The sequence below is a fragment of the Geodermatophilus tzadiensis genome, from assembly GCF_003002915.1.
GTDB lineage: Bacteria > Actinomycetota > Actinomycetes > Mycobacteriales > Geodermatophilaceae > Geodermatophilus > Geodermatophilus tzadiensis.
In genome coordinates this window covers 540,816-559,335 of sequence record NZ_PVTG01000001.1, presented here as the reverse complement: position 1 = coordinate 559,335, position 18,520 = coordinate 540,816, and the positions used below count along the sequence as shown (strand labels likewise).

The following is an 18,520-nucleotide window of genomic DNA, read 5'->3' as shown; positions in this document are numbered from 1 at the left end:
TCCTCGGGGAGGCTGTCGACGGCGCTGTCGAACCGAGATCGCAGGATAGCCGACGCGGAGTCCGACTCCCGGTGACCGTGACCGCACCGCGACACGCCGGAGCGCGGACCGGTCCGTTCGTCGGGCGCCGGGGCGGCGGGTGTCTGCCACGATCGCAGGCGACGCGGCCCGACGTGGCGCCGCCGGGTCCCGGCGAGGGGGGTGCGTGACCACCGCGCTGGAGTCCCGGCCGTCCACGCGCGCGCGGCAGCTGGCCGCCGCCGTGGCCGTGGCGGGCGCGACCGCACTGCTGGTCGGAGCGCCCGCCGTGCTGGGTGAGCAGGGCCGGCCGGCCGCGGTGGTGGTGCTGCAGGCCGCGCTGGCCGTCGGCTGGGTGGCGGCCACCGCCCCGGCCGGCGCCGTGGGGGTCGCGGTGCTCGCGCTGACGGCCGGCGTCGTGGCCGACCTGCTGGTCACCGCGGCCGACCGCCCCGGCCCGGGCGCGGTGCTCGCCGTCGCCGGACCGGCGCTGCTGGCCTCGGTGCTGCACCAGATGCTGCGCCGCCCGCCGCGCCGCGACGTCGTCGGCTCGCTGGGCGCCACCGCGCTGCTGGTGGCCGCCGCGTGCGCGCTCGCGCTGCTCCTGCTCCCCGACGTCGCGGGGGACGACGGCGACCCGGCCGGCTCGCCGCTGCTCGTCGTCGGCGCGGCCCTGGCCGCCGGGCACCTGGTCGACGCCGTGCTGCCGCGGCCCGCGGTCGCCGAGGGCGTGGGCCGCGGCGTGCCCGGGATGCTGCTGGCGGTGGCGGCGGGCGTCGCCGTCGCGCTGTGGAGCAGCGGCACCGGCGACCTGGTCGAGGTGGTCACCGGGGTGACCACCGGTCTGGTCCTGGGGCTGGTCGCCGCCCTCGCCGGGCTGGCCGCCTCCTTCGCCCTCGCCGACGCCGCGTCCGCCGACGGGGTCCGGCCGGCCGCCGGCGTGCTGGGGGACGCCGTCCTGCCGCTCGCCGTCTGTGCCCCGGCGCTGCTCGCCCTCGCCGTGGTCTGACCGTGCGCGCACTCCTGGTCGTCCTGGTGGTCCTGGTCCTGCTCGCGCTGGTCGCCGACCCGGTGGCCGAGGGGATCGCCGAGGAGCGGGTTGCCGCGACGCTGCAGGAGGCCGGCGGCCTGGCCGGCGCACCCGACGTGGACGTCGCCGGCTGGCCGTTCCTCACCCAGGCGGTGCAGGAGCGCTACGACGAGGTGCGCATCGGGCTGACCGCCGACGACCTGGGGCAGCCCGAGGGCACCCGCGCCGACGTCACGCTGCGCGGGGTGCACGTGCCGCTGTCCGACGCGCTGTCGGGCTCGGTGGAGCGGGTGCCGGTGGACCGGGTGGACGGGACGGCGACGCTCACCTACGCGCTGCTCTCGCGCGAGCTCGGCGCCGGCACCACCCTCGAGCGCGCCGGCGACGGGCTGCGCGTGACCCGGACGGTCGAGGTGCTCGGCTACACGGTGCCGCTCACCGCCACCGGCGACGTCGTCCTCGAGGGCGACGAGCTCGTCGTCGTGGTGGAGGACGCCGCCGCGGGCGGTGTCGGCGTCCCCGGCTTCGTCGTCGACCGGGCCGTCGCGCTGCTCGACCTGCGCTACCCGGTCGAGCTGCCCTACGACCTGCAGCTCACCGGGGTCACGCCCGGGGACGACGGGGTGCGGGTCGCGGTCGAGGGCAGCGACGTCGTCTTCTCGGCCACCGCCTGACCGGGTGACCCGGGGAATGCCCCCCGGGCGGCCCCGGTTGGGGCGGGGGATGAGCGGGACCGGGCTGCTGGTGCTCGCCGTGGCGCTGGTCCTGACCGCCGCGGCGGCGGCGTGGCTGCGCGCCCGCGACGGCAGGGTGCGGACGGTGGAGGAGGAGACCGTGGGCGGACCGACCGCCGTGCTCGAGGGCCTCGGCGTGCGGCCCGGGGACGCCGACCTCACCGTCGTCCAGTTCTCCACCGCGTTCTGCGGCCCGTGCCGGACCACCCGGGCCCGGCTGCTGCACCTGCAGGGGACCCGGCCGGGCCTGGCCTACGTGCACGTCGACGCGGAGAGCCACCTCGACGCCGTCCGCGAGCTCGGCGTCCGGCGCACGCCGACGCTGTTCTACCTGGACCGCCAGGGCCGGCTGCTCGGCCGCAGCAGCGGCGCGCCCCGGCCCGAGGAGCTCACCGCCGTCGTCGACGCCCACACGGGGGCCCCATCGTGATCGGTTACCCTCGCCGCGTGGGCACCCTGCTGACCTCGCGCCGCACAGTCGACCTGTGCCGCGTCGGCAGCGCCCTGTGTCGCGCCGCCTGAGGGCGGCCCCGCTCCGCCCAGACGTGCCCTGACCGCCGTCCGGAGAGCCCTTCCATGACCTCCAGTCCTGCCCGCACGGTCGACGTGCGCGGCCCCCGGTTCGCCGCGTGGGTCACCAGCGCCGTCCTCGCCGCCGTGCTGCTGACCGCGAGCGGCTGGCTGGCCGCCGCGCAGGCGGCGGTCTTCGCCGTCGGTGCCGCCGCCGGCCTGCGGCACGCCCCGTACGCGGTGCTGTACCGCACCCTCGTCGCCCCGCGGCTGGGGCCGGCGCGGGAACGCGAGCCCGAGGCGCCGGTGCGCTTCGCCCAGCTGGTCGGCCTCGTCTTCGCCGCCGTGGGCGCGGCGGGCTACCTGCTCGGCGCGCCGCTGCTCGGTGCCCTGGCCACGGGGTCGGCTCTCGTGGCGGCCCTGCTCAACGCCGCCACCGGCTTCTGCCTGGGCTGCGAGCTGTACCTGACCGTCCGGCGGGCCCGCGCCCGCACCGCCTGAACGTCCGCACACCCACCACAGGGAGGAACACCCCCCATGAGCCGCAACGACGTGCTCGTCACCGCCGACTGGGCCCAGGAGCACCTCGGCCAGCCCGGTCTGGTCTTCGTCGAGGTCGACGAGGACACCAGCGCCTACGACGGCGGTCACCTCGAGGGTGCCGTCAAGCTGGACTGGAAGAAGGACCTGCAGGACCCGCTGCGCCGCGACTTCGTCGACAAGTCCGGCTTCGAGAAGCTGCTCTCGGAGCGGGGCATCGGCAACGACGACACCGTGATCCTCTACGGCGGCAACAACAACTGGTTCGCGGCCTACGCCTACTGGTACTTCAAGCTCTACGGCCACCAGGACGTCAAGCTCATCGACGGCGGCCGCAAGAAGTGGGAGCTCGACGGCCGCCCGCTGTCCAAGGACCCGGTGGAGCGCCCCGCCACCCAGTACGTGGCCCAGGACCCCGACCTGTCGATCCGCGCGTTCCGCGACGAGGTCGTCGCCTCGATCGGGTCGAAGAACATCATCGACGTCCGGTCGCCCGACGAGTTCTCCGGCAAGATCCTCGCCCCCGCCCACCTGCCCCAGGAGATGGCGCAGAAGGGCGGGCACGTCCCCACCGCCAAGAACATCCCGTGGAGCAAGGCGGCCAACGAGGACGGCACCTTCAAGAGCGACGAGCAGCTCGAGAAGCTCTACGCCGAGCAGGGCTTCGACGACGGCAAGGCCACCATCGCCTACTGCCGGATCGGCGAGCGCTCGAGCCACACCTGGTTCGTGCTGCGCGAGCTGCTCGGCAAGACCGACGTCAAGAACTACGACGGCAGCTGGGTCGAGTACGGCTCGCTCGTCGGCGTCCCGATCGAGAAGTGAGCTGACATGTGCGGAGCCCCGAAGCAGGGCGGTGCCCTGGCCGGCATCGACCTGAGCACCCAGACGGTGATCCAGGGTCAGGTCTGGCGCGACGGCGCCCCGGTGGCCGGTGCCTACGTCCGGCTGCTGGACGCCACCGACGAGTTCACCGCCGAGGTGGTCACCAGCCCGGAGGGCGAGTTCCGCTTCTTCGCCGCCCCCGGTGAGTGGAAGCTGCGCTCGCTGGCGCCGTCCGGCCGCGGCGAGCGCGCCGTCTCCGCCGAGGTCGGCCTGAACGAGACGACGGTCGTCCTCGACCAGTGACCGCGCGACGATCAGGTGACCTGATCGTCGCGCGTCCTCCCTCACCGTGGGCGGTCCGGTAGGACGCGCTGCGGTGAGGGAGGACGACGGAGCGCGCCTGTCCGCACCCGTGCCCGTCCCGGCAGTCGCCGGGGCGGGCACCGGTGCGTCCGGGGGCCTTGTCGCCGCGGTGTCCGCGGAGTGCACTGTGCGCCGTGCGGATCGGCATCCTGGGCAGCGGCCAGGTCGGGCGGGCGCTCGCGCGCGGCTACGCCCGGCACGGGCACGAGGTGCGCATCGGCACCCGGCGCGACGACGTCGACGGGCTGCCCACCGGGCCGCCCGCGGAGGTGGCCGCGGCCGCCGAGCTGGTCGTCCTGGCGGTCCTGGGCTCGGCCGCGGAAGCGCTGGCGGGCTCCCTCGCCGACGAGCTCGACGGCCGGGTGCTCGTCGACACCACCAACCCGCTGGACGTCTCCACCGGGACCCCGCAGCTGTTCGTCGGCCACACCGACTCCCTCGGCGAGCGGGTGCAGCGGGCCGCTCCCGGTGCCCGGGTGGTCAAGGCGTACAACACCGTCGGCAACGCGCTGATGGTCGACCCGCAGCTGCCCGGTGGGCCGCCGTCGATGTTCATCGGCGGGGACGACCAGGCGGCCAAGGACACGGTCACCGCGCTGCTCCGGGACACCGGCTGGGACGTCGTCGACCTCGGCGGCATCGAGGCGAGCCGCTGGCTGGAGCCGATGTGCCTGGCCTGGGTCGCGCACGGCGCGCGCACCGGCACCTGGGAGCACGCCTTCCGGCTGCTGCGGCCGGGCGTCTGAGCGGAGCCCGGGCGGCGGGTCAGTCCATGCCCGGCGGCAGCCGGTTGGGGCCGGCCTCGGGCGGGCGCGGGCGGTCCTCGGGGTGGGTGCGGACGGCGACCAGCGCCACGTCGTCCCGTCCCGGCCCGGGCACCAGCCGCGCCAGCAGCGTGTCGCAGAGGCTGTCCAGCGGCTCCTCGCCCAGGTCGCGCAGCGCCTCCCGCAGCGCGGCGAGGCCCTCGTCGAGGTGCATCCCGGGCAGCTCGACCAGGCCGTCGGTGACCAGCAGCAGGGTGGAGCGGTCGGGCAGGTCGGCGGTGTGGTCGCGGCGCGGGGCGTCGGGGTCCACGCCCAGCATCAGGTCCGGACGGGTCTCCAGCAGCGTCGTCGACCCGTCGGGGGCGAGCACCAGCGGCGGCAGGTGGCCGGCGTTGCTCCACCGCAGCCGGCGCACCCCGGCCACCGGGACGTCGGGCAGCCGCTCGATGCGGGCGAGGACGGCGGTGGCCGGCGTGCTCACCGCCAGCCCGAGCGCGGCGCGCTCCACCCGCACGAGCGTCTCCGCCGGCGTCTCGTCGTTGTCCCAGGCCAGGGCCCGCACCAGGCCGCGCAGCTGGCCCATCGCCGCGGCGGCGGCGCTGTCGTGGCCGACGACGTCGCCGATGACCAGCACCGTGGCGCCGTCGGGCTGGAGGAACGCGTCGTACCAGTCGCCGCCGACCCGGGCGCCGTGCGCGGCCGGGCGGTAGCGGACGACGACGTGCAGGTGGTCGGGCTCCGGGGGCGGGGTGAGCAGCGCCCGCTGCAGCCGGTCCGACAGCGCCCGCTCGGCGGCGTTCTCCGCGGCCAGCCGCTGCAGCTCCGCGGCCTGGCGGCGGGCGGCGAGCCGGTCGGTGAGGTTGCGGACGGAGACGACGACGCCGGTCACCTCGCCGTCCTCCACCACCGGGACGGCGGTGAGCTCGACCGGCACCGGCGTGCCGTCGGCGTGCCAGAACACCTCGTCGTCGGCGGAGACGGTCCGGCCGGTGACCAGCGCGCGCCACACCGGGCACTCCTCCCGCGGGTAGGGGGAGCCGTCGGGGCGGTGCGCGTGCAGGAGCCGGTGCTGGTCGTGGCCCAGCTGCTCGGCGGCGCTGCGGCCGGTGATCCGCTCGGCGGCGGGGTTGGCGAACTCCACCCGCCCGTCCCGGTCGAGGCCGTAGATGCCGTCGGCGACGGTGGTCAGCAGCCGCTCGTAGCGGGCTGCCGTCCGGGTCAGCTCGGCCTCCACCGCGCGCAGGGAGGTGCCGTCGGGAGCGGTCCGTCGGCCGTCGATGACGCCGTCCTCCTCGGTGTGTCGCGGGCGTGCCGGCTCCCCAGGGTGCCCCACACCCGGTGCGTCCCACACGGGGCGGGTCCGGACCGGGCGCGCAGCGGCGGGGCAGCCGCCGGGAGCGGGGCCGCCCGCCTACCGTGGCGGCGTGGTCGCCGCGTGGGTCCTCGTCGCGCTCGCCGCGCTGGGCGCCCTCGCCTGCCTGCTCGCGGCACGGCGTCTGGCCCGCCCCGAGCGGGGTGCGCGGCGGGAGGGCCCCCGCGTGCCGCCGTCCCCGCCGGGCCGCCCGTCCCGCGGCCGCTGAGGCGCCGCGGCGCGCCGACTACCGTGACCGGCATGTCTGCCCGGGACGCCGGCCGGTGACCGGCCCGACCGAACTGCCCGTCGTCGACACCGTCGACGTCCGCTCGGGGCCGGAGGTGTCCCCGGCGCTGCTCGCCGTGCTGCCCCTGCTGGGGGAGTGGCACGGGGAGGGCGTCCTCGCCGGCGGCGCGGCAGGGGACCGCCGGTTCGGCCAGTGGGTGCGCTTCGCCCACGACGGCCGCGACTTCCTCGCCTACGAGGCGCGCAGCTGGCTGATCGGCGACGACGGCCGGGTCGAGGGGCCCGGCGTCCGGGAGTCGGGGTTCTGGCGCCCGCGCGGCCAGGACGACGTCGAGCTGCTGGTCACCAGCCCCACGGGTGTCGTCGAGCTCTACGTCGGGACCGCGCGCACCACCACCAGCTGGGAGCTCACCAGCGACGTCGTGGCCCGCACCCCCGACGCCCCCGACACCACCCGCGCCGTGCGGCTCTACGGCATCGTCGAGGGGGCGCTGATGTACGCGATCGACCGCGCCGGCGCCGACACCCCGCTGCGGCCCACCATGTCGGCCCGGCTGGAGCGCCTCCGGTGACCGGCCCGGTGCGCACGCCCCGGCAGGTGGCCGACCGCTACGTCGACGCCGTCTGCGACCTCGACCCGATCGTCGCCACCTCCCTGGGCACCCGCCCGGGCGACGACCGGCTGCCCGACCCGAGCCCCGCGGGCCTGGAGGCCGAGGTCGAGCTGACCCGGCGCACGCTCGCCGAGCTCGACGCCGTCCTCGCCGCCGACCCCGCCCTGGCCGACGACCCCGTCGAGCGCCGCTGCGCCCGGCTGCTGCGCGAGCGGCTGGGCGCCGAGCTGGCCGCGGACGAGGCCGGTGAGGGATTCCGGACGCTGTCGAACCTGTTCAGCCCGGTGCACTCGATCCGGCAGGTCTTCCTGCTCATGCCGACGGCGACCGAGGACGACTGGGCGGTCGTCGCCCGCCGCCTGGCCCGCGTGCCCGAGGCCTACCGGGGCTACGTGCAGACGCTGACCGAGGGCGCCCGGCGCGGCCTGTTCGTCGCGCCCCGGCAGGTCTCCACCGTCGTCGGCCAGCTCGGCGAGTGGCTGTCCGGGCCGTTCTTCGCCGGCCTGGCCGCCTCCGGCCCCGACGCGCTGCGCGGTGAGCTCGACGCCGCCGCGCGGGCGGCCGACGACGCCGTGGCCGAGGTCCGCGACTTCCTGCGCGACACCTACGGCCCGCAGGCCGAGGGCACCCCGGACGCCGTCGGCCGCGATCGGTACGCGGTCGCCGCCCGTCGCTGGAACGGCTCGGACCTCGGTGCCGGGCAGGGCCTGGAGGAGGCCTACGCCTGGGGCTGGGCGGAGCACCGGCGGATCCTGGCCGAGCAGCAGGCCGAGGCGCGGGCGCTGCGGCCGGGGTCGACGCCGAAGGAGGCCATGGCCTGGCTGGGCGAGCACGGTCCGGCGGTCGAGGGCGTCGAGGAGGTGCGCCGCCGGCTGCAGGCGATGATGGACGAGGCGATCGAGGCCCTCGACGGCACGCACTTCGACCTCGCCGAGCCGGTGCGCCGGGTGGAGGCGGTGATCGCCCCGCCCGGGAGCGCGGCCGCGCCGTACTACACGCGCCCGTCGCACGACTTCTCCCGCCCCGGCCGCACCTGGCTGCCGACGCTCGGGCGCACCCGCTTCCCGCTGTGGGACCTGGTCTCGATCTGGTACCACGAGGGCGTCCCGGGCCACCACCTGCAGCTGGCGCAGTGGGTGCACGTCGCCGGCGACCTGTCCACCTACCAGACGTCACTGGGCTCGGTGAGCGCGAACGTCGAGGGCTGGGCGCTCTACGCCGAGCGGCTCATGGACGAGCTCGGCTACCTCACCGAGCCCGGCGCGCGGATGGGCTACCTCGACGCCCAGCAGCTGCGCGCGACCCGCGTCGTCATCGACATCGGCATGCACCTGCGGCTGCCGGTCCCCGACGACGCCGAGGGCGTGCTGGCCGCGCACCGGGGCCGGCCCTGGACGCCGGAGCTGGCGCGCGCCTTCGCCGGTGAGCACCTGGGCAGCGAGCCGGCCTTCCTCGACAGCGAGCTGGTCCGCTACCTGGGCCTGCCCGGCCAGGCGATCAGCTACAAGCTCGGCGAGCGCGCGTGGCTGGCCGGGCGGGCGGCGGCGCAGCGGGCGCGCGGGGCGGACTTCGACCTCCGGGCCTGGCACATGGCCGCGCTGTCGCAGGGGTCGCTGGGCCTCGACGACCTCGAGGCCGAGCTGGCGCAGCTCTAGCGGGGCTCGACGGGGTTGACCGGGTCGCTGTCGGGCGTGACGGCGTCGCCGGGCAGTGCGGGCGCGACCTCCAGCCGGGTGGCCAGCAGCTCGTCGACGGCGTCGACGCTGCCGCCGACGTAGGTGCTCATCAGGGCGGGGTCGGTGGCCACGCACCAGGCCCGGTCGGCCGGCCACCACAGGGCCGCGCTCTGCTCGCGCGGCTCGGCGGCGAAGTTGACCGCGGCGCGCTCCACCGGGCCGCGGACCAGCAGCAGGTCGACGCGGGGCAGGCGCAGCCGGGGCAGGTCGGCGGCGCCGTCGTCGTCCCAGCCGAACCAGCACTCGCCCGGGGTGGTGGTCTGGTCGGCGAGGACGGCGGCGAGCTCGCGGGCCACGTGCTCGACGAGGTGCCCCTCGGCCGGTGCGTCGTTCCACAGTCCCGGCTGGTCGGCCTCGCTGACGTGGTCCCAGGACCCGGTGACGCCCGGCCACTGCATGAGCCGGTGCGGGGAGGTGCCGTTGGCCGCGGCCACCTCGTCCCACCGGACGAAGACGTCGTCGTCGCCGTCGTAGCGGACGGCGGGGTGGAAGACCCGCGCGTAGGCGGGGAAGCGGGCCGGCACCAGGGCGGCGACGGTGTCGGGGGGAGCGGCGCGGACCGCCTCGGCGACCCAGCGGCCGGCCTGCGCGGTGCGCCCGACGGTCTCCACGGCCGCGCGGTCCTCCGGCGTGCTCGGCTGGGTCGATCCGTACCCAGGGACGGACGACCCCCGGGCTGTTCCGCGGCGCCACCGCTGGGCGGAGGCTGCACGCGGGCCGACTGGACGAGGTCGGCGGCCCGGGGGTCGGGTGACTGTCCGGTTCTCGCTCGCCGCCGTGCGACGGACGGGCGATCAGGATGCCGGCGTTCGGATTCCACTCCGAACGGGCGGCCCATCTGGACGGCGGCTAGCGGACAGCCACCTCACGAGTCCGATAAGAATTCAATTGTTCGGACCACCTCCCCTCTCGTGTACCTCGACGGTACGTCGCCGTCCGGAGGTTCGGCAACGTCGTTGTTCAGCCGTCGGCGGAACCGCGGCGTGCCCCGGCGTCCCCGGGCGTGTCGGGGCTGCGCTGGTAGACGTCGGGGATGCCGTCGGAGTCGGCATCGGCGGTCTCGAGCTCCTCGATCCGCCGGTAGCGGCGGTTGCGCAGCCGCAGCGCGACGGTGGCCAGCAGCGCCGAGAGCAGCGTCCCGACCAGCACGCCGACCTTCACGTGGTCGTCGCGCTCGCTGCCGGCCCCGAAGGCCAGCTCGCCGATCAGCAGCGAGACGGTGAACCCGATGCCGCCGAGCAGCGCGACCCCCACCAGGTCGGGCCAGCCCAGCTCGTCGGCGAACTCGGCGCGGGTGAACCGGGTGACCAGCCAGCTCGCACCGACGATCCCGAGGACCTTGCCCCCGACCAGGCCGACGACGATGCCCAGCGCCACGCGGTCGCCGAGGGACTCCACCAGCCCCGACAGCCCGCCGACGGTGACCCCCGCGGCGAAGAAGGCGAACAGCGGCACCGCCACGCCGGCGGACAGGGGCCGGAACCGGTGCTCGAAGTGCTCGGCCATGCCCGGGCCCGCCCCCGGGCCACCGGCGGCCTCGCTGCGGACGACCGGCACGGTGAAGGCCAGCAGCACCCCGGCCACCGTGGCGTGCACGCCCGACTCGTGCACGCACACCCAGGTCAGCGCCGCCAGCGGCAGCAGCAGCCACCACGAGCGGATGCGCTTCTGCACGAGGAACCCGAAGACCGCCAGCGGCGCGAGGGCCAGCGCCAGCCACCCCGCGGCCAGCGACGTCGTGTAGAAGACCGCGATGATCGTGATGGCCAGCAGGTCGTCGACCACGGCGAGGGTCAGCAGGAACGTGCGCAGCGCGCTCGGCAGGTGGGTGCTGATGACCGCCAGCACGGCGAGCGCGAAGGCGATGTCGGTGGCGGTGGGGATGGCCCAGCCGCGCAGCGCGCCGTCGCCCCCGAGGTTCAGCAGCGTGTAGAGCACCGCCGGCACCACCATGCCGCCGACGGCCGCGGCGACCGGCAGGGCCGCCCGCCGGGGGTCGCGCAGGTCCCCGGCGACGAACTCCCGCTTGAGCTCCAGCCCCGCGACGAAGAAGAAGACCGCCAGCAGGCCGTCGGCGGCCCAGGTGCCCAGCGTCAGGTCCAGGTGCAGCGACGCCGGGCCGACGCGGGTGTCGCGCAGCGCCTCGTAGGACCCCGCCCACGGCGAGTTGGCCCAGACGAGGGCGACGACGGTGCCGACGAGCAGGAGGACGCCGCCGACGGTCTCCTTGCGCAGCACGTCGGCGATCCGGCTGGCCTCGGCCCAGGAGCCGCGGGCGAAGACCCGGGTGGATCCATGGGGGGTGGTCACGGGGCGGCTCCAGGGGAGGGGTCGGGTGCGGCACCGCCGACCAGACTTCCCGGCACACCTGGACCCACCCTAGCGGCGCGCACCCGTCGTCGCCGTCCGTGGACCGGACCGGTCCGTAGAGTGGCCGCCGTGGACGACCGCCCCGCCCCGCCGCCGCGGGAGGCGTCCCTCCGGCTGGGCGAGCTGGCCGGACGGCGGGTGGGCGTCTGGGGCCACGGCCGCGAGGGCCGTGCCGCCGTCCGCGCGGCGCTCGCCGCCGGCGCGGCCGGGGTGCTCGTCGCCGACAGCCGCCCGCTCGACCCCGCGGCGCTGCCCGCCGGGGTCACCGCCGCGGCCGGCGTCGCCGACCTGGCCGGGTGCGACGTGGTGTTCCGCTCGCCCGGCATCAGCCCCTACCGCGAGGACGCCCGGGACCTGGCAGGGCGCACCACCGTGACCACGGGGACCGGCGTCGCCCTGGCCGAGGCCGCGGCGCGCGGGGTCGCGGTCCTCTGCGTCACCGGGACGAAGGGCAAGAGCACCACCAGCGCCCTGGCCGCCGCCGTCCTCACCGCGGCCGGCCACCCGGCGGTGCACGTGGGCAACATCGGCACGCCGCTGCTCGACGTCCTGCTCGACGACGACGGGGCCGGCCCCACCCTCGTCGTCGAGGTCTCCAGCTACCAGGCCGCCGCCGTCCCCGACTTCGCCGGCCGCGGCGCGCTCACCTCCCTGGCGCCCGAGCACCTCGACTGGCACGGCTCGGTGCAGACCTACTACCGCGACAAGCTGCGGGTCTTTGCCGCCTGCCCGCCGCGGTCGGTGGTGGTCAGCGCGCAGGCGCGGCCGCTGGCCGAGCGGTACCTCGACCCCGCGCAGCTCGTCGACCCCGCCGAGGTGGTCCCGCCCGGCCTGGCCGGCCGCGTCGTCCCGGTGCACCTGCCCGGCGCGCACAACCGCAGCAACCTCGAGGTGGCGCTGGCGGCCGCCGCGCTGAGCGGGGCCGACCTGGCCGCGCACGCCGACGCGGTGACCGGCGCGGTCGCCGGGTTCCGGGCGCTGCCGCACCGGCTCTCGCCGGTGGCGGCGCTCGGCGGCGTCACCTTCGTCGACGACACCCTGTCCACCACGCCGGTGTCGGTGCTGGCCGCACTGGACGCGCTGGCCGGCCGGCCGGTCACGCTGGTCGCCGGCGGGCAGGACCGCGGCCTGGACTACACCGACCTGGCCCGCGCGTTGGTGGCCCGGCGGGAGGAGGTCGCGCTGGTCACCGTCCCCGACACCGGGGCCCGGCTGGCCGCCGACGTCCGCCGGGAGGCCGCCGGTGTCCCGGTGCCGGTGACCGAGACGGCGTCGCTGGAGGAGGCGGTGGCGAGTGCGATCGCGACCACCCCGACCGGTGGCGTCGTGCTGCTCTCGCCCGGCGCCCCCAGCTACAACCGCTTCCGCGACTTCGAGGAGTTGGCAGCCACCTATGAGCAGATCCTCGTCGGTGCCGGCGCCGAGCGCGTCCGTGCGCTCTGAGGCCGGCACCTTCGTCGTCGCCGACCGCACGTTCGACCCGGCGACCGGCGAGGCCGCCTTCACCTACCGGCTCGGGGACGACGCGTTCACCGAGCGGCTGACCCTGGACCCGGCGCTGCTCGCCGGCGGCCCGGCCCCGGCCGCGCTCGACGCCGCGCTGGACCTCGTGCACCTGGTCATGGGCACCAGCTACTACAAGCTGGCCGCGCCGGGCCGGGTGACCGTGGAGCGCCCGGTGACCGCCGCGCAGGCCGCCGTCGCCGCGGCCGCGTACACGCACGGCCTCGGGGAGTTCGCCGCGGTCAACCGGCTGCCGGTGCCGCACCGGGTGGAGTTCGACCTCGAGCTGCGCGAGCCGGGCCCGCCGCCAGCCCCTGGTGAGCGGGGCGCGCTGCTGCCGGTGGGCGGCGGCAAGGACTCCGCGCTGGCGCTGGTCGTCATCCCCGACGGGACGGCGCTGGCGGTCAACCCGACCGGCGCGCAGCGCGAGGTCGCCCGCGCCGCCGGGGCGCCGCTGGTCGAGGTGCGCCGCCGGCTGGACCCGCTGCTGGCCGAGCGGACGGCGCAGGGCGGCCTGAACGGGCACGTGCCGGTCACCGCGATCAACTCGGCGATCTCGACGCTGGCCGCGGTCCTCGGCGGCTACGACCCGGTGGTGTTCGCCAACGAGCGGTCGGCCGACGAGGAGACGCTCACCGTCGGCGGCGTGAGCGTCAACCACCAGTACTCGAAGTCCTTCGCCTTCGAGCAGCTGTTCGCCGCGGCGGCCGCCGAGGTCGGCGTCGGGTACTTCAGCCTCACCCGGCAGCTGTCGGAGCTCGCCACGGTGGCCGCCGTCGCCGCGCTGCCGCTGCGCACGTCCATCCTCAGCTGCAACCGCTCCTACACCCAGCGCCACACGGGCGGGCAGGCCGAGCAGCGCTGGTGCCTGCACTGCGACAAGTGCCTGTTCACCTTCCTGTGCTTCGCCGTGTTCCTCCGCCCGGCCGAGGCGGTCGAGGTGTTCGGCGGCAACCCCCTGGACGACGCGTCGCTGGCCGACGGGTTCCGGAAGCTGTGGGCCACCGAGAAGCCGTTCGACTGCGTGGGGGAGCGGGCGGAGAGCGCCGCGGCGATGGCGCACCTGGCGGCCAGCCGTTCGTGGGGCGACGCGCCGGTGGTGCGGGCCCTGGGCGCGGAGGCCGCGGACGCCGCCGAGGTCACCGGCGCCACCGTGGCCCGGTTCCTCGCCCCGCGCGGGGCGCACGCCGTCCCGCCGCGGTACCTCGAGGCGCTGCAGCGGGTGCTCGCCGGCGCCCGCAGCGCCGTTGCGTGAGGCGGCCGGAACTACGCTCGACGTCGTGGCATCCGAGCGCGGCCCCGCACCGCTGGGCGAGCGGCTGCGGGCCCAGGGCCTGCGACTGACGCCCCAGCGCCAGCAGGTGCTCGCCGCCGTCTCCGACCTCGACCACGCCACGCCCGAGGCCATCGGCGCGCGGCTGCGGCAGCAGGCCGGCCCCGGCGGCGCGGCGCCCGACACCTCCACCGTCTACCGGACCCTCGAGCTGCTCGAGAAGCTCGGTCTGGTCTGGCACACCCACCTGGGCAAGGGGGCGCCGGTCTACCACGCCTCCGAGCACCCGCACCTGCACGTGGTGTGTGCCTCGTGCGGCGACATCGCCTCGGCCGACCCGGCGCTGCTCGACGAGGCGGCGGAACGTCTGGCCGCCGAACTGGGTTTCACCGTGGACGTGGGGCACGTCGCGCTGTCGGGGACGTGCCGCCGCTGCCGAGAGTCCGGGACCCCGCAGGAGTGAACCAGCCGTCATGACCATCACCTCACCGCTGGCCCGGCGACCGGGCGCCGTCCTCGCCGAGGGCATGACCGTCGCCGCCCACCACGGCGACCCGCTGCGCGAGCAGCGGCTGCTGGCCGAGGGCGCCGGCCTCGTCGACCGCAGCGACCGCGACGTGCTCACCGTCCCCGGGGTCGACCGGCTGACCTGGCTGCACAGCCTGACCAGCCAGCACCTCGAGCGGCTGCCCGACGGCGCCGGCACCGAGGCGCTGGTCCTCTCCCCGCACGGCCACGTCGAGCACCACCTCGTCCTCGCCGAGCTCGGCGGCACGACCTGGGCCGACGTCGAGCCGGGCACCGGCGCCGGGCTGCTCACCTTCCTGCAGCGGATGGTGTTCATGCTCCGCGTCGAGCCCGCGCTGGTCACCGACGCCTGGGCGCTGCTCTCCCTCGTCGGCCCGGGGGCGCCCGGGGTGCTCGCCGCCGCCGGCCTGCCCGCGCCGGAGGACGCGTACGCGGTCGCCGCGCTGCCCGACGGCGGCTGGGTGCGCCGGATGCCGGCCCTCGGCGACGGCGGCGCCACCGCGTTCGACCTGCTCGTGCCCCGCGCCGAGCTCGCCGTCCGGGCCGACGCGCTGACCGCGGCCGGCGCCGGCAGCGCCGGGCTGGACGCCTACGAGGCGCTGCGCGTCGAGGCCCGCCGCCCGCGCCACGGCGTGGACACCGACCACCGCACCATCCCCAACGAGCTGGAGTGGCTGAGCACCGCCGTCCACCTGGAGAAGGGGTGCTACCGCGGCCAGGAGACGGTCGCGCGGGTGCACAACCTCGGCCGCCCGCCGCGGCGGCTGGCGCTGCTGCACCTCGACGGCGTCAGCGAGGAGCTGCCCGCCCCCGGGACGCCGGTGCTCTCGGGCACCCGCGAGGTCGGCCGGGTGGGCAGCGTCGTCCGCCACCACGAGCTCGGTGCCGTCGCCCTCGCCCTGGTCAAGCGGTCGGTGGCCGCCGACGCCGAGCTCGCCGTGGGCGGCTCGCGCGCCGCGCTCGACCCCGACGACCTGGCCGAGGAGACCGACGACACCCGGACGGCCGCCCGCGACCGGGTCCGGGCGGTGCGGTCTGCCACCATCGGGCGGTGACCTCCGCGATCCCTGACCCGACGCCCGCCGGCGGAGCGGCCGTCGACGAGCTGCTCGACCCGGCGTTCCTCCTGGACGTCGAGCACCGCTCCATGTCCGACGTGCGGGTGCTGCGCCGCCGGGCCGAGCAGGAGGAGGTCAACCTCTCCTACACGCGGCGGCTGCTGCAGGGCCGGCTCGACATCGTCCGCCGCGAGCTCCAGCGGCGCGCCGAGCACGACGGCCGCTCGCTGGTCGACCTGCTGCCGGAGATCCTCGCCGAGAAGGGCCGCGGCCCCGCCCACGGCCTGGGCCGGCACCAGACGGTGCAGCCGGCCTCCCCCGAGGAGTACGAGTCCTGGGTGCACGGCCTGACCCCGGACGTCGACCTCTCCGACGTCATGGGTCTCGCCGACGCCGCCCTGGAGCGGGCCGCCCGCGCGCTCGCCGCCGCCGAGGGCCAGCTCTCCGAGCGGCGCCGCGGCGTGCAGCAGGTCATGGACGCCCTGGCCGGCGAGCTGGCCCGGCGCTACCGCAACGGCGAGGCCGACGTCGCCGCCCTGCTCGCCGACGAGGGCCGGTGACGGTGGAAGGACCCCGTCCTCCTCGTGCCTCGCCGGCTCGGCACGAGCCCCTGGACGGGGCCGCCCACGCCTCGCAGGCTCGGCGCGGGCCCCTGGAGCGTGGCCGTTCCAGCGCGTCACCGTGGCCGGACGCGCCGGTGCTCGTCGAGGTGCGGCGCTCGGGGTTCCTGGAGTCCGTGCACCGCGGCGCCGCCGTCGTCGTGGGCCCGGAGGGGGAGGTGCGCTGGTCGGCCGGGGACGTCGCCCGCCCGGTGCTGCCCCGCTCGGCGAACAAGCCGGTGCAGGCGACCGCCTACCTCGCCGCCGGCTGGCGGCCCCGTTCGGCCGAGGAGCTGGCCATCGCGGCCGGCTCGCACGCCGGCGAGGACGGCCATCGCGACCTGGCCGCGGCCGTGCTCGCCTCGGCGGGCCTCGGTCCCGAGGCGCTGGGCTGCCCGCCGGCACTGCCCGGGCACGAGCACACCCGCGCCGCCTGGCTGGTGGCCGGTCGCGCCCCCGAGCGGCTGGCGATGAACTGCTCCGGCAAGCACTCCGCGATGCTCGCCGCCTGCGTCGCCGCCGGGTGGCCCACCGAGGGCTACCTGGACCGCGCGCACCCGCTGCAGCAGGACATCGAGGACCGGCTGGGTGCGGCGGCCGGCGAGCCGGTGGCCGTGGTCGTCGTCGACGGGTGCGGCGCCCCGCAGCACGGCCTGTCGCTCACCGGGCTGGCGCGCGGCGTGGGCTCGCTGGTGGCCGCGCCCGAGGGCAGCCCCGGGCGCGCGGTGGCCGACGCGGTGCGGGCCCACCCCTGGTACGTCGCCGGCACCGGGCGCGAGGACACCGACCTGATGACCGCCGTCCCCGGCCTGCTGGTCAAGGGTGGCGCCGACGGCGTGCACGTCGCGGCCCTGCCCGGGCGCGGCGCGGTGGCGGTCAAGCTCGACGACGGCGGCGACCGCGGGCGGACGCCGGTGCTCGCCGCGCTGCTGCAGCACCACCTCGGCGTGCCCGCGGAGGCCCTCGCGCGCTGGGCGGTCACGCCGGTGACCGGCGGCGACGGCGTCGTCGGGGAGGTCGCGCCCTCGGCGGTGCTCACCGGCTGAGCACCGACACGCCGGTGTGAGGGGTCTCACGGAGGAGTGCTTGCTCCTGCGCTTGCAACTGCTAGCACCCCTGCCTACCGTCGAGTACGTGCAGACCCCCGGCGAGTTCGTGAGCGGGCAGGTGAGGTCGGTCCGCGAGAAGGTGGACCAGCTCGCCGAGACCGTCGCGGCCGAGGCCCAGCAGGTCTCGGCGGTGCGCTCGCAGGTGGGTGAGTACATCCGGGAGCAGCGCAGCGCCGCCCGGGTGTCCCTGCGCGAGCTCGCCCGCACCGCGGGGGTGAGCAACCCCTACCTGTCGCAGGTGGAGCGGGGGCTGCGCAAGCCGTCGGCGGAGATCCTGGCCGCCATCGCCCGCGGCCTGAAGATCTCCGCCGAGTCGCTGTACGAGCAGGCGGGGATCCTCGACCGGCGCGCCGGCAACCCCGACACCGTCGCGGCGATCCGCTCCGACGAGCACCTCTCCGAGCGGCACCGGGCCGTGCTGCTCGAGCTGTACGAGACCTACGTCCGCGAGCACGCCGCCGCCCGCGGCACGGCCGCGGCCGACGCGCCCGGCACCACCCAGGACCACTCCGCCGGAGAGCCTCCGGCACCGCACCCCTCTAAGGAGTCCGCATGAGCACCACCGACACCCTCAAGCAGGTCGCCGAGCGCGGCCGCACCCCGCTGCTGGCCGCCGTCGGCGCCGGTGACCTCGCCCTCGAGCAGGCCCGCACCGTGCTGACCTCGCTGCGCTCGCGCGCCGAGGCCCTCCCCGGCGAGGCCCAGGTCCAGGTCGACCTGGCCGCCAAGGAGGCCCGCACCCGCGCCGAGCAGGCCGCCGACCGCGCCCGCGGAGCCAGCCGTCAGCTGGCCACCGCCGTCCGCCCCGACGCCGTCGCGAGCACCGTGGCCGAGCTGGTCGAGCAGGCCCGCGTCCAGGCCCTCGCCACCGTCGAGCAGCTCGCCGAGCGCGGCGCCGAGGTCCTCGAGGAGCTGCGCCGCCAGCCCGGCTTCCGCCGGTTCGTGGCCCGCACCGAGCAGGCCGTCGACCGCGTCGAGGACGTCGTCGAGGAGGTCCTCGAGGAGACCGCCGAGACCGTGAGCGAGGCCTCCGACGAGGTCACCTCGCTGGTCCAGAAGGCCGCCTCGAAGACCGCCAAGGCCACCGCCAAGGCGGAGAAGGCCGTCGACGAGGTCGCCGACAGCGCCAAGGCCGCGCTCGAGGAGACCGCGGAGGAGGCCCCGGCCAAGCCCGCCCGCAAGCCGGCCAAGCGCACCACCTCGGCCGCCAAGGGCACCGGCACCCCGGCCACCTCGGCCCGCGTGACCCGCACCCGCACCACCAAGAAGGCCGACGCCTGAGTCGGCACACCACAGGCCCAGGGCCCCGGAGCTGCACCCGCGCTCCGGGGCCCTGTGCCGTCCGG

At 76.8% G+C, this 18,520-nt stretch carries 21 protein-coding genes; 18 read left to right on the top strand and 3 right to left on the bottom strand.

What is annotated here, in order from left to right; genetic code table 11:
• The first annotated feature begins 205 nt into the window (after positions 1–205).
• The 7 genes from LY71_RS02735 (at position 206) to LY71_RS02705 (ending at position 4,766) form a co-directional block, all read left to right on the top strand.
• On the top strand, positions 206–1,027 hold the full coding sequence (locus LY71_RS02735; RefSeq protein WP_106275386.1) for a hypothetical protein: 822 nt from the start codon (positions 206–208) through the stop codon (positions 1,025–1,027).
• A 2-nt stretch (positions 1,028–1,029) separates the two neighbouring features.
• A complete protein-coding gene (locus LY71_RS02730; RefSeq protein ID WP_106275385.1) occupies positions 1,030–1,722 on the top strand; it encodes an LmeA family phospholipid-binding protein in 693 nt (230 codons plus the stop codon).
• A 49-nt stretch (positions 1,723–1,771) separates the two neighbouring features.
• Complete coding sequence (locus LY71_RS02725; RefSeq protein WP_106275384.1) at positions 1,772–2,212, top strand: thioredoxin family protein; 441 nt, start codon at positions 1,772–1,774, stop codon at positions 2,210–2,212.
• A 146-nt stretch (positions 2,213–2,358) separates the two neighbouring features.
• Positions 2,359–2,793: a DUF4395 domain-containing protein gene (locus LY71_RS02720; RefSeq protein WP_106275383.1), complete on the top strand. Its 435-nt coding sequence runs from the start codon at positions 2,359–2,361 to the stop codon at positions 2,791–2,793.
• A gap of 36 nt (positions 2,794–2,829) precedes the next feature.
• Positions 2,830–3,657, top strand: a complete 828-nt coding sequence (locus LY71_RS02715) for a sulfurtransferase (RefSeq protein ID WP_106275382.1) — start codon at positions 2,830–2,832, stop codon at positions 3,655–3,657.
• A 6-nt stretch (positions 3,658–3,663) separates the two neighbouring features.
• Entirely contained in the window at positions 3,664–3,960 is a 297-nt protein-coding gene (locus LY71_RS02710; protein WP_106275381.1) for a DUF1416 domain-containing protein, read from the top strand.
• A 194-nt stretch (positions 3,961–4,154) separates the two neighbouring features.
• Entirely contained in the window at positions 4,155–4,766 is a 612-nt protein-coding gene (locus tag LY71_RS02705; protein WP_170121178.1) for an NADPH-dependent F420 reductase, read from the top strand.
• 19 nt (positions 4,767–4,785) lie between these two features.
• Here the strand turns inward: LY71_RS02705 and LY71_RS02700 are convergent, their stop codons facing one another.
• A complete protein-coding gene (locus tag LY71_RS02700; protein WP_245887611.1) occupies positions 4,786–6,018 on the bottom strand; it encodes a PP2C family protein-serine/threonine phosphatase in 1,233 nt (410 codons plus the stop codon).
• A 190-nt stretch (positions 6,019–6,208) separates the two neighbouring features.
• Between LY71_RS02700 and LY71_RS23290 the strand changes: the two genes are divergently transcribed.
• The 3 genes from LY71_RS23290 to LY71_RS02690 are packed head-to-tail and all read left to right on the top strand — an operon-like array spanning position 6,209 to position 8,653.
• On the top strand, positions 6,209–6,364 hold the full coding sequence (locus LY71_RS23290) for a hypothetical protein (protein ID WP_170121177.1): 156 nt from the start codon (positions 6,209–6,211) through the stop codon (positions 6,362–6,364).
• Positions 6,365–6,419: 55 nt separating this feature from the next.
• Complete coding sequence (locus LY71_RS02695) at positions 6,420–6,956, top strand: heme-binding beta-barrel domain-containing protein (protein ID WP_211297098.1); 537 nt, start codon at positions 6,420–6,422, stop codon at positions 6,954–6,956.
• Positions 6,953–8,653, top strand: a complete 1,701-nt coding sequence (locus LY71_RS02690) for a DUF885 domain-containing protein (RefSeq protein WP_106275378.1) — start codon at positions 6,953–6,955, stop codon at positions 8,651–8,653. Before LY71_RS02695 ends, LY71_RS02690 begins: the two co-directional genes overlap by 4 nt.
• On the opposite strand, the gene LY71_RS02685 is transcribed toward LY71_RS02690, so the two are convergent.
• Together LY71_RS02685 and nhaA are read right to left on the bottom strand one after the other, a co-directional pair.
• Positions 8,650–9,345, bottom strand: coding sequence for a hypothetical protein (locus LY71_RS02685; RefSeq protein WP_106275377.1), 696 nt, complete (start codon positions 9,343–9,345; stop codon positions 8,650–8,652). The genes LY71_RS02690 and LY71_RS02685 overlap by 4 nt on opposite strands.
• Before the next feature lie 349 nt (positions 9,346–9,694).
• Entirely contained in the window at positions 9,695–11,044 is a 1,350-nt protein-coding gene (gene nhaA / locus LY71_RS02680) for a Na+/H+ antiporter NhaA (protein ID WP_106275376.1), read from the bottom strand.
• 129 nt (positions 11,045–11,173) lie between these two features.
• Here nhaA and murD point away from each other — a divergent pair, with 129 nt between their 5' ends.
• From murD to LY71_RS02640, 8 genes are all read left to right on the top strand, one after another.
• The gene (murD, locus tag LY71_RS02675) at positions 11,174–12,547 is read left to right on the top strand and encodes a UDP-N-acetylmuramoyl-L-alanine--D-glutamate ligase (RefSeq protein ID WP_170121176.1); all 1,374 of its coding nucleotides are present in this window, start codon (positions 11,174–11,176) and stop codon (positions 12,545–12,547) included.
• Positions 12,537–13,862 (top strand): MurL-like N-terminal domain-containing, encoded by a 1,326-nt coding sequence (locus LY71_RS02670; RefSeq protein ID WP_146146042.1) that lies wholly within the window; start codon positions 12,537–12,539, stop codon positions 13,860–13,862. The genes murD and LY71_RS02670 overlap by 11 nt, the downstream gene beginning before the upstream one ends.
• A gap of 25 nt (positions 13,863–13,887) precedes the next feature.
• The gene (locus tag LY71_RS02665; protein WP_106275374.1) at positions 13,888–14,343 is read left to right on the top strand and encodes a Fur family transcriptional regulator; all 456 of its coding nucleotides are present in this window, start codon (positions 13,888–13,890) and stop codon (positions 14,341–14,343) included.
• A gap of 10 nt (positions 14,344–14,353) precedes the next feature.
• The gene (gene ygfZ, locus LY71_RS02660; protein WP_106275373.1) at positions 14,354–15,463 is read left to right on the top strand and encodes a CAF17-like 4Fe-4S cluster assembly/insertion protein YgfZ; all 1,110 of its coding nucleotides are present in this window, start codon (positions 14,354–14,356) and stop codon (positions 15,461–15,463) included.
• Complete coding sequence (locus tag LY71_RS02655; protein WP_245887610.1) at positions 15,460–16,026, top strand: RsiG family protein; 567 nt, start codon at positions 15,460–15,462, stop codon at positions 16,024–16,026. The genes ygfZ and LY71_RS02655 overlap by 4 nt, the downstream gene beginning before the upstream one ends.
• A 137-nt stretch (positions 16,027–16,163) precedes the next feature.
• Positions 16,164–17,111, top strand: coding sequence for an asparaginase (locus tag LY71_RS02650; protein WP_106275372.1), 948 nt, complete (start codon positions 16,164–16,166; stop codon positions 17,109–17,111).
• Between the two features lie 88 nt (positions 17,112–17,199).
• Positions 17,200–17,730 carry a helix-turn-helix domain-containing protein gene (locus tag LY71_RS02645; protein WP_106275371.1) on the top strand — a complete coding sequence of 177 codons (531 nt, stop codon included), beginning with the start codon at positions 17,200–17,202 and terminating at the stop codon, positions 17,728–17,730.
• Complete coding sequence (locus LY71_RS02640) at positions 17,727–18,455, top strand: hypothetical protein (RefSeq protein ID WP_106275370.1); 729 nt, start codon at positions 17,727–17,729, stop codon at positions 18,453–18,455. The genes LY71_RS02645 and LY71_RS02640 overlap by 4 nt, the downstream gene beginning before the upstream one ends.
• Positions 18,456–18,520 lie beyond the last annotated feature (65 nt).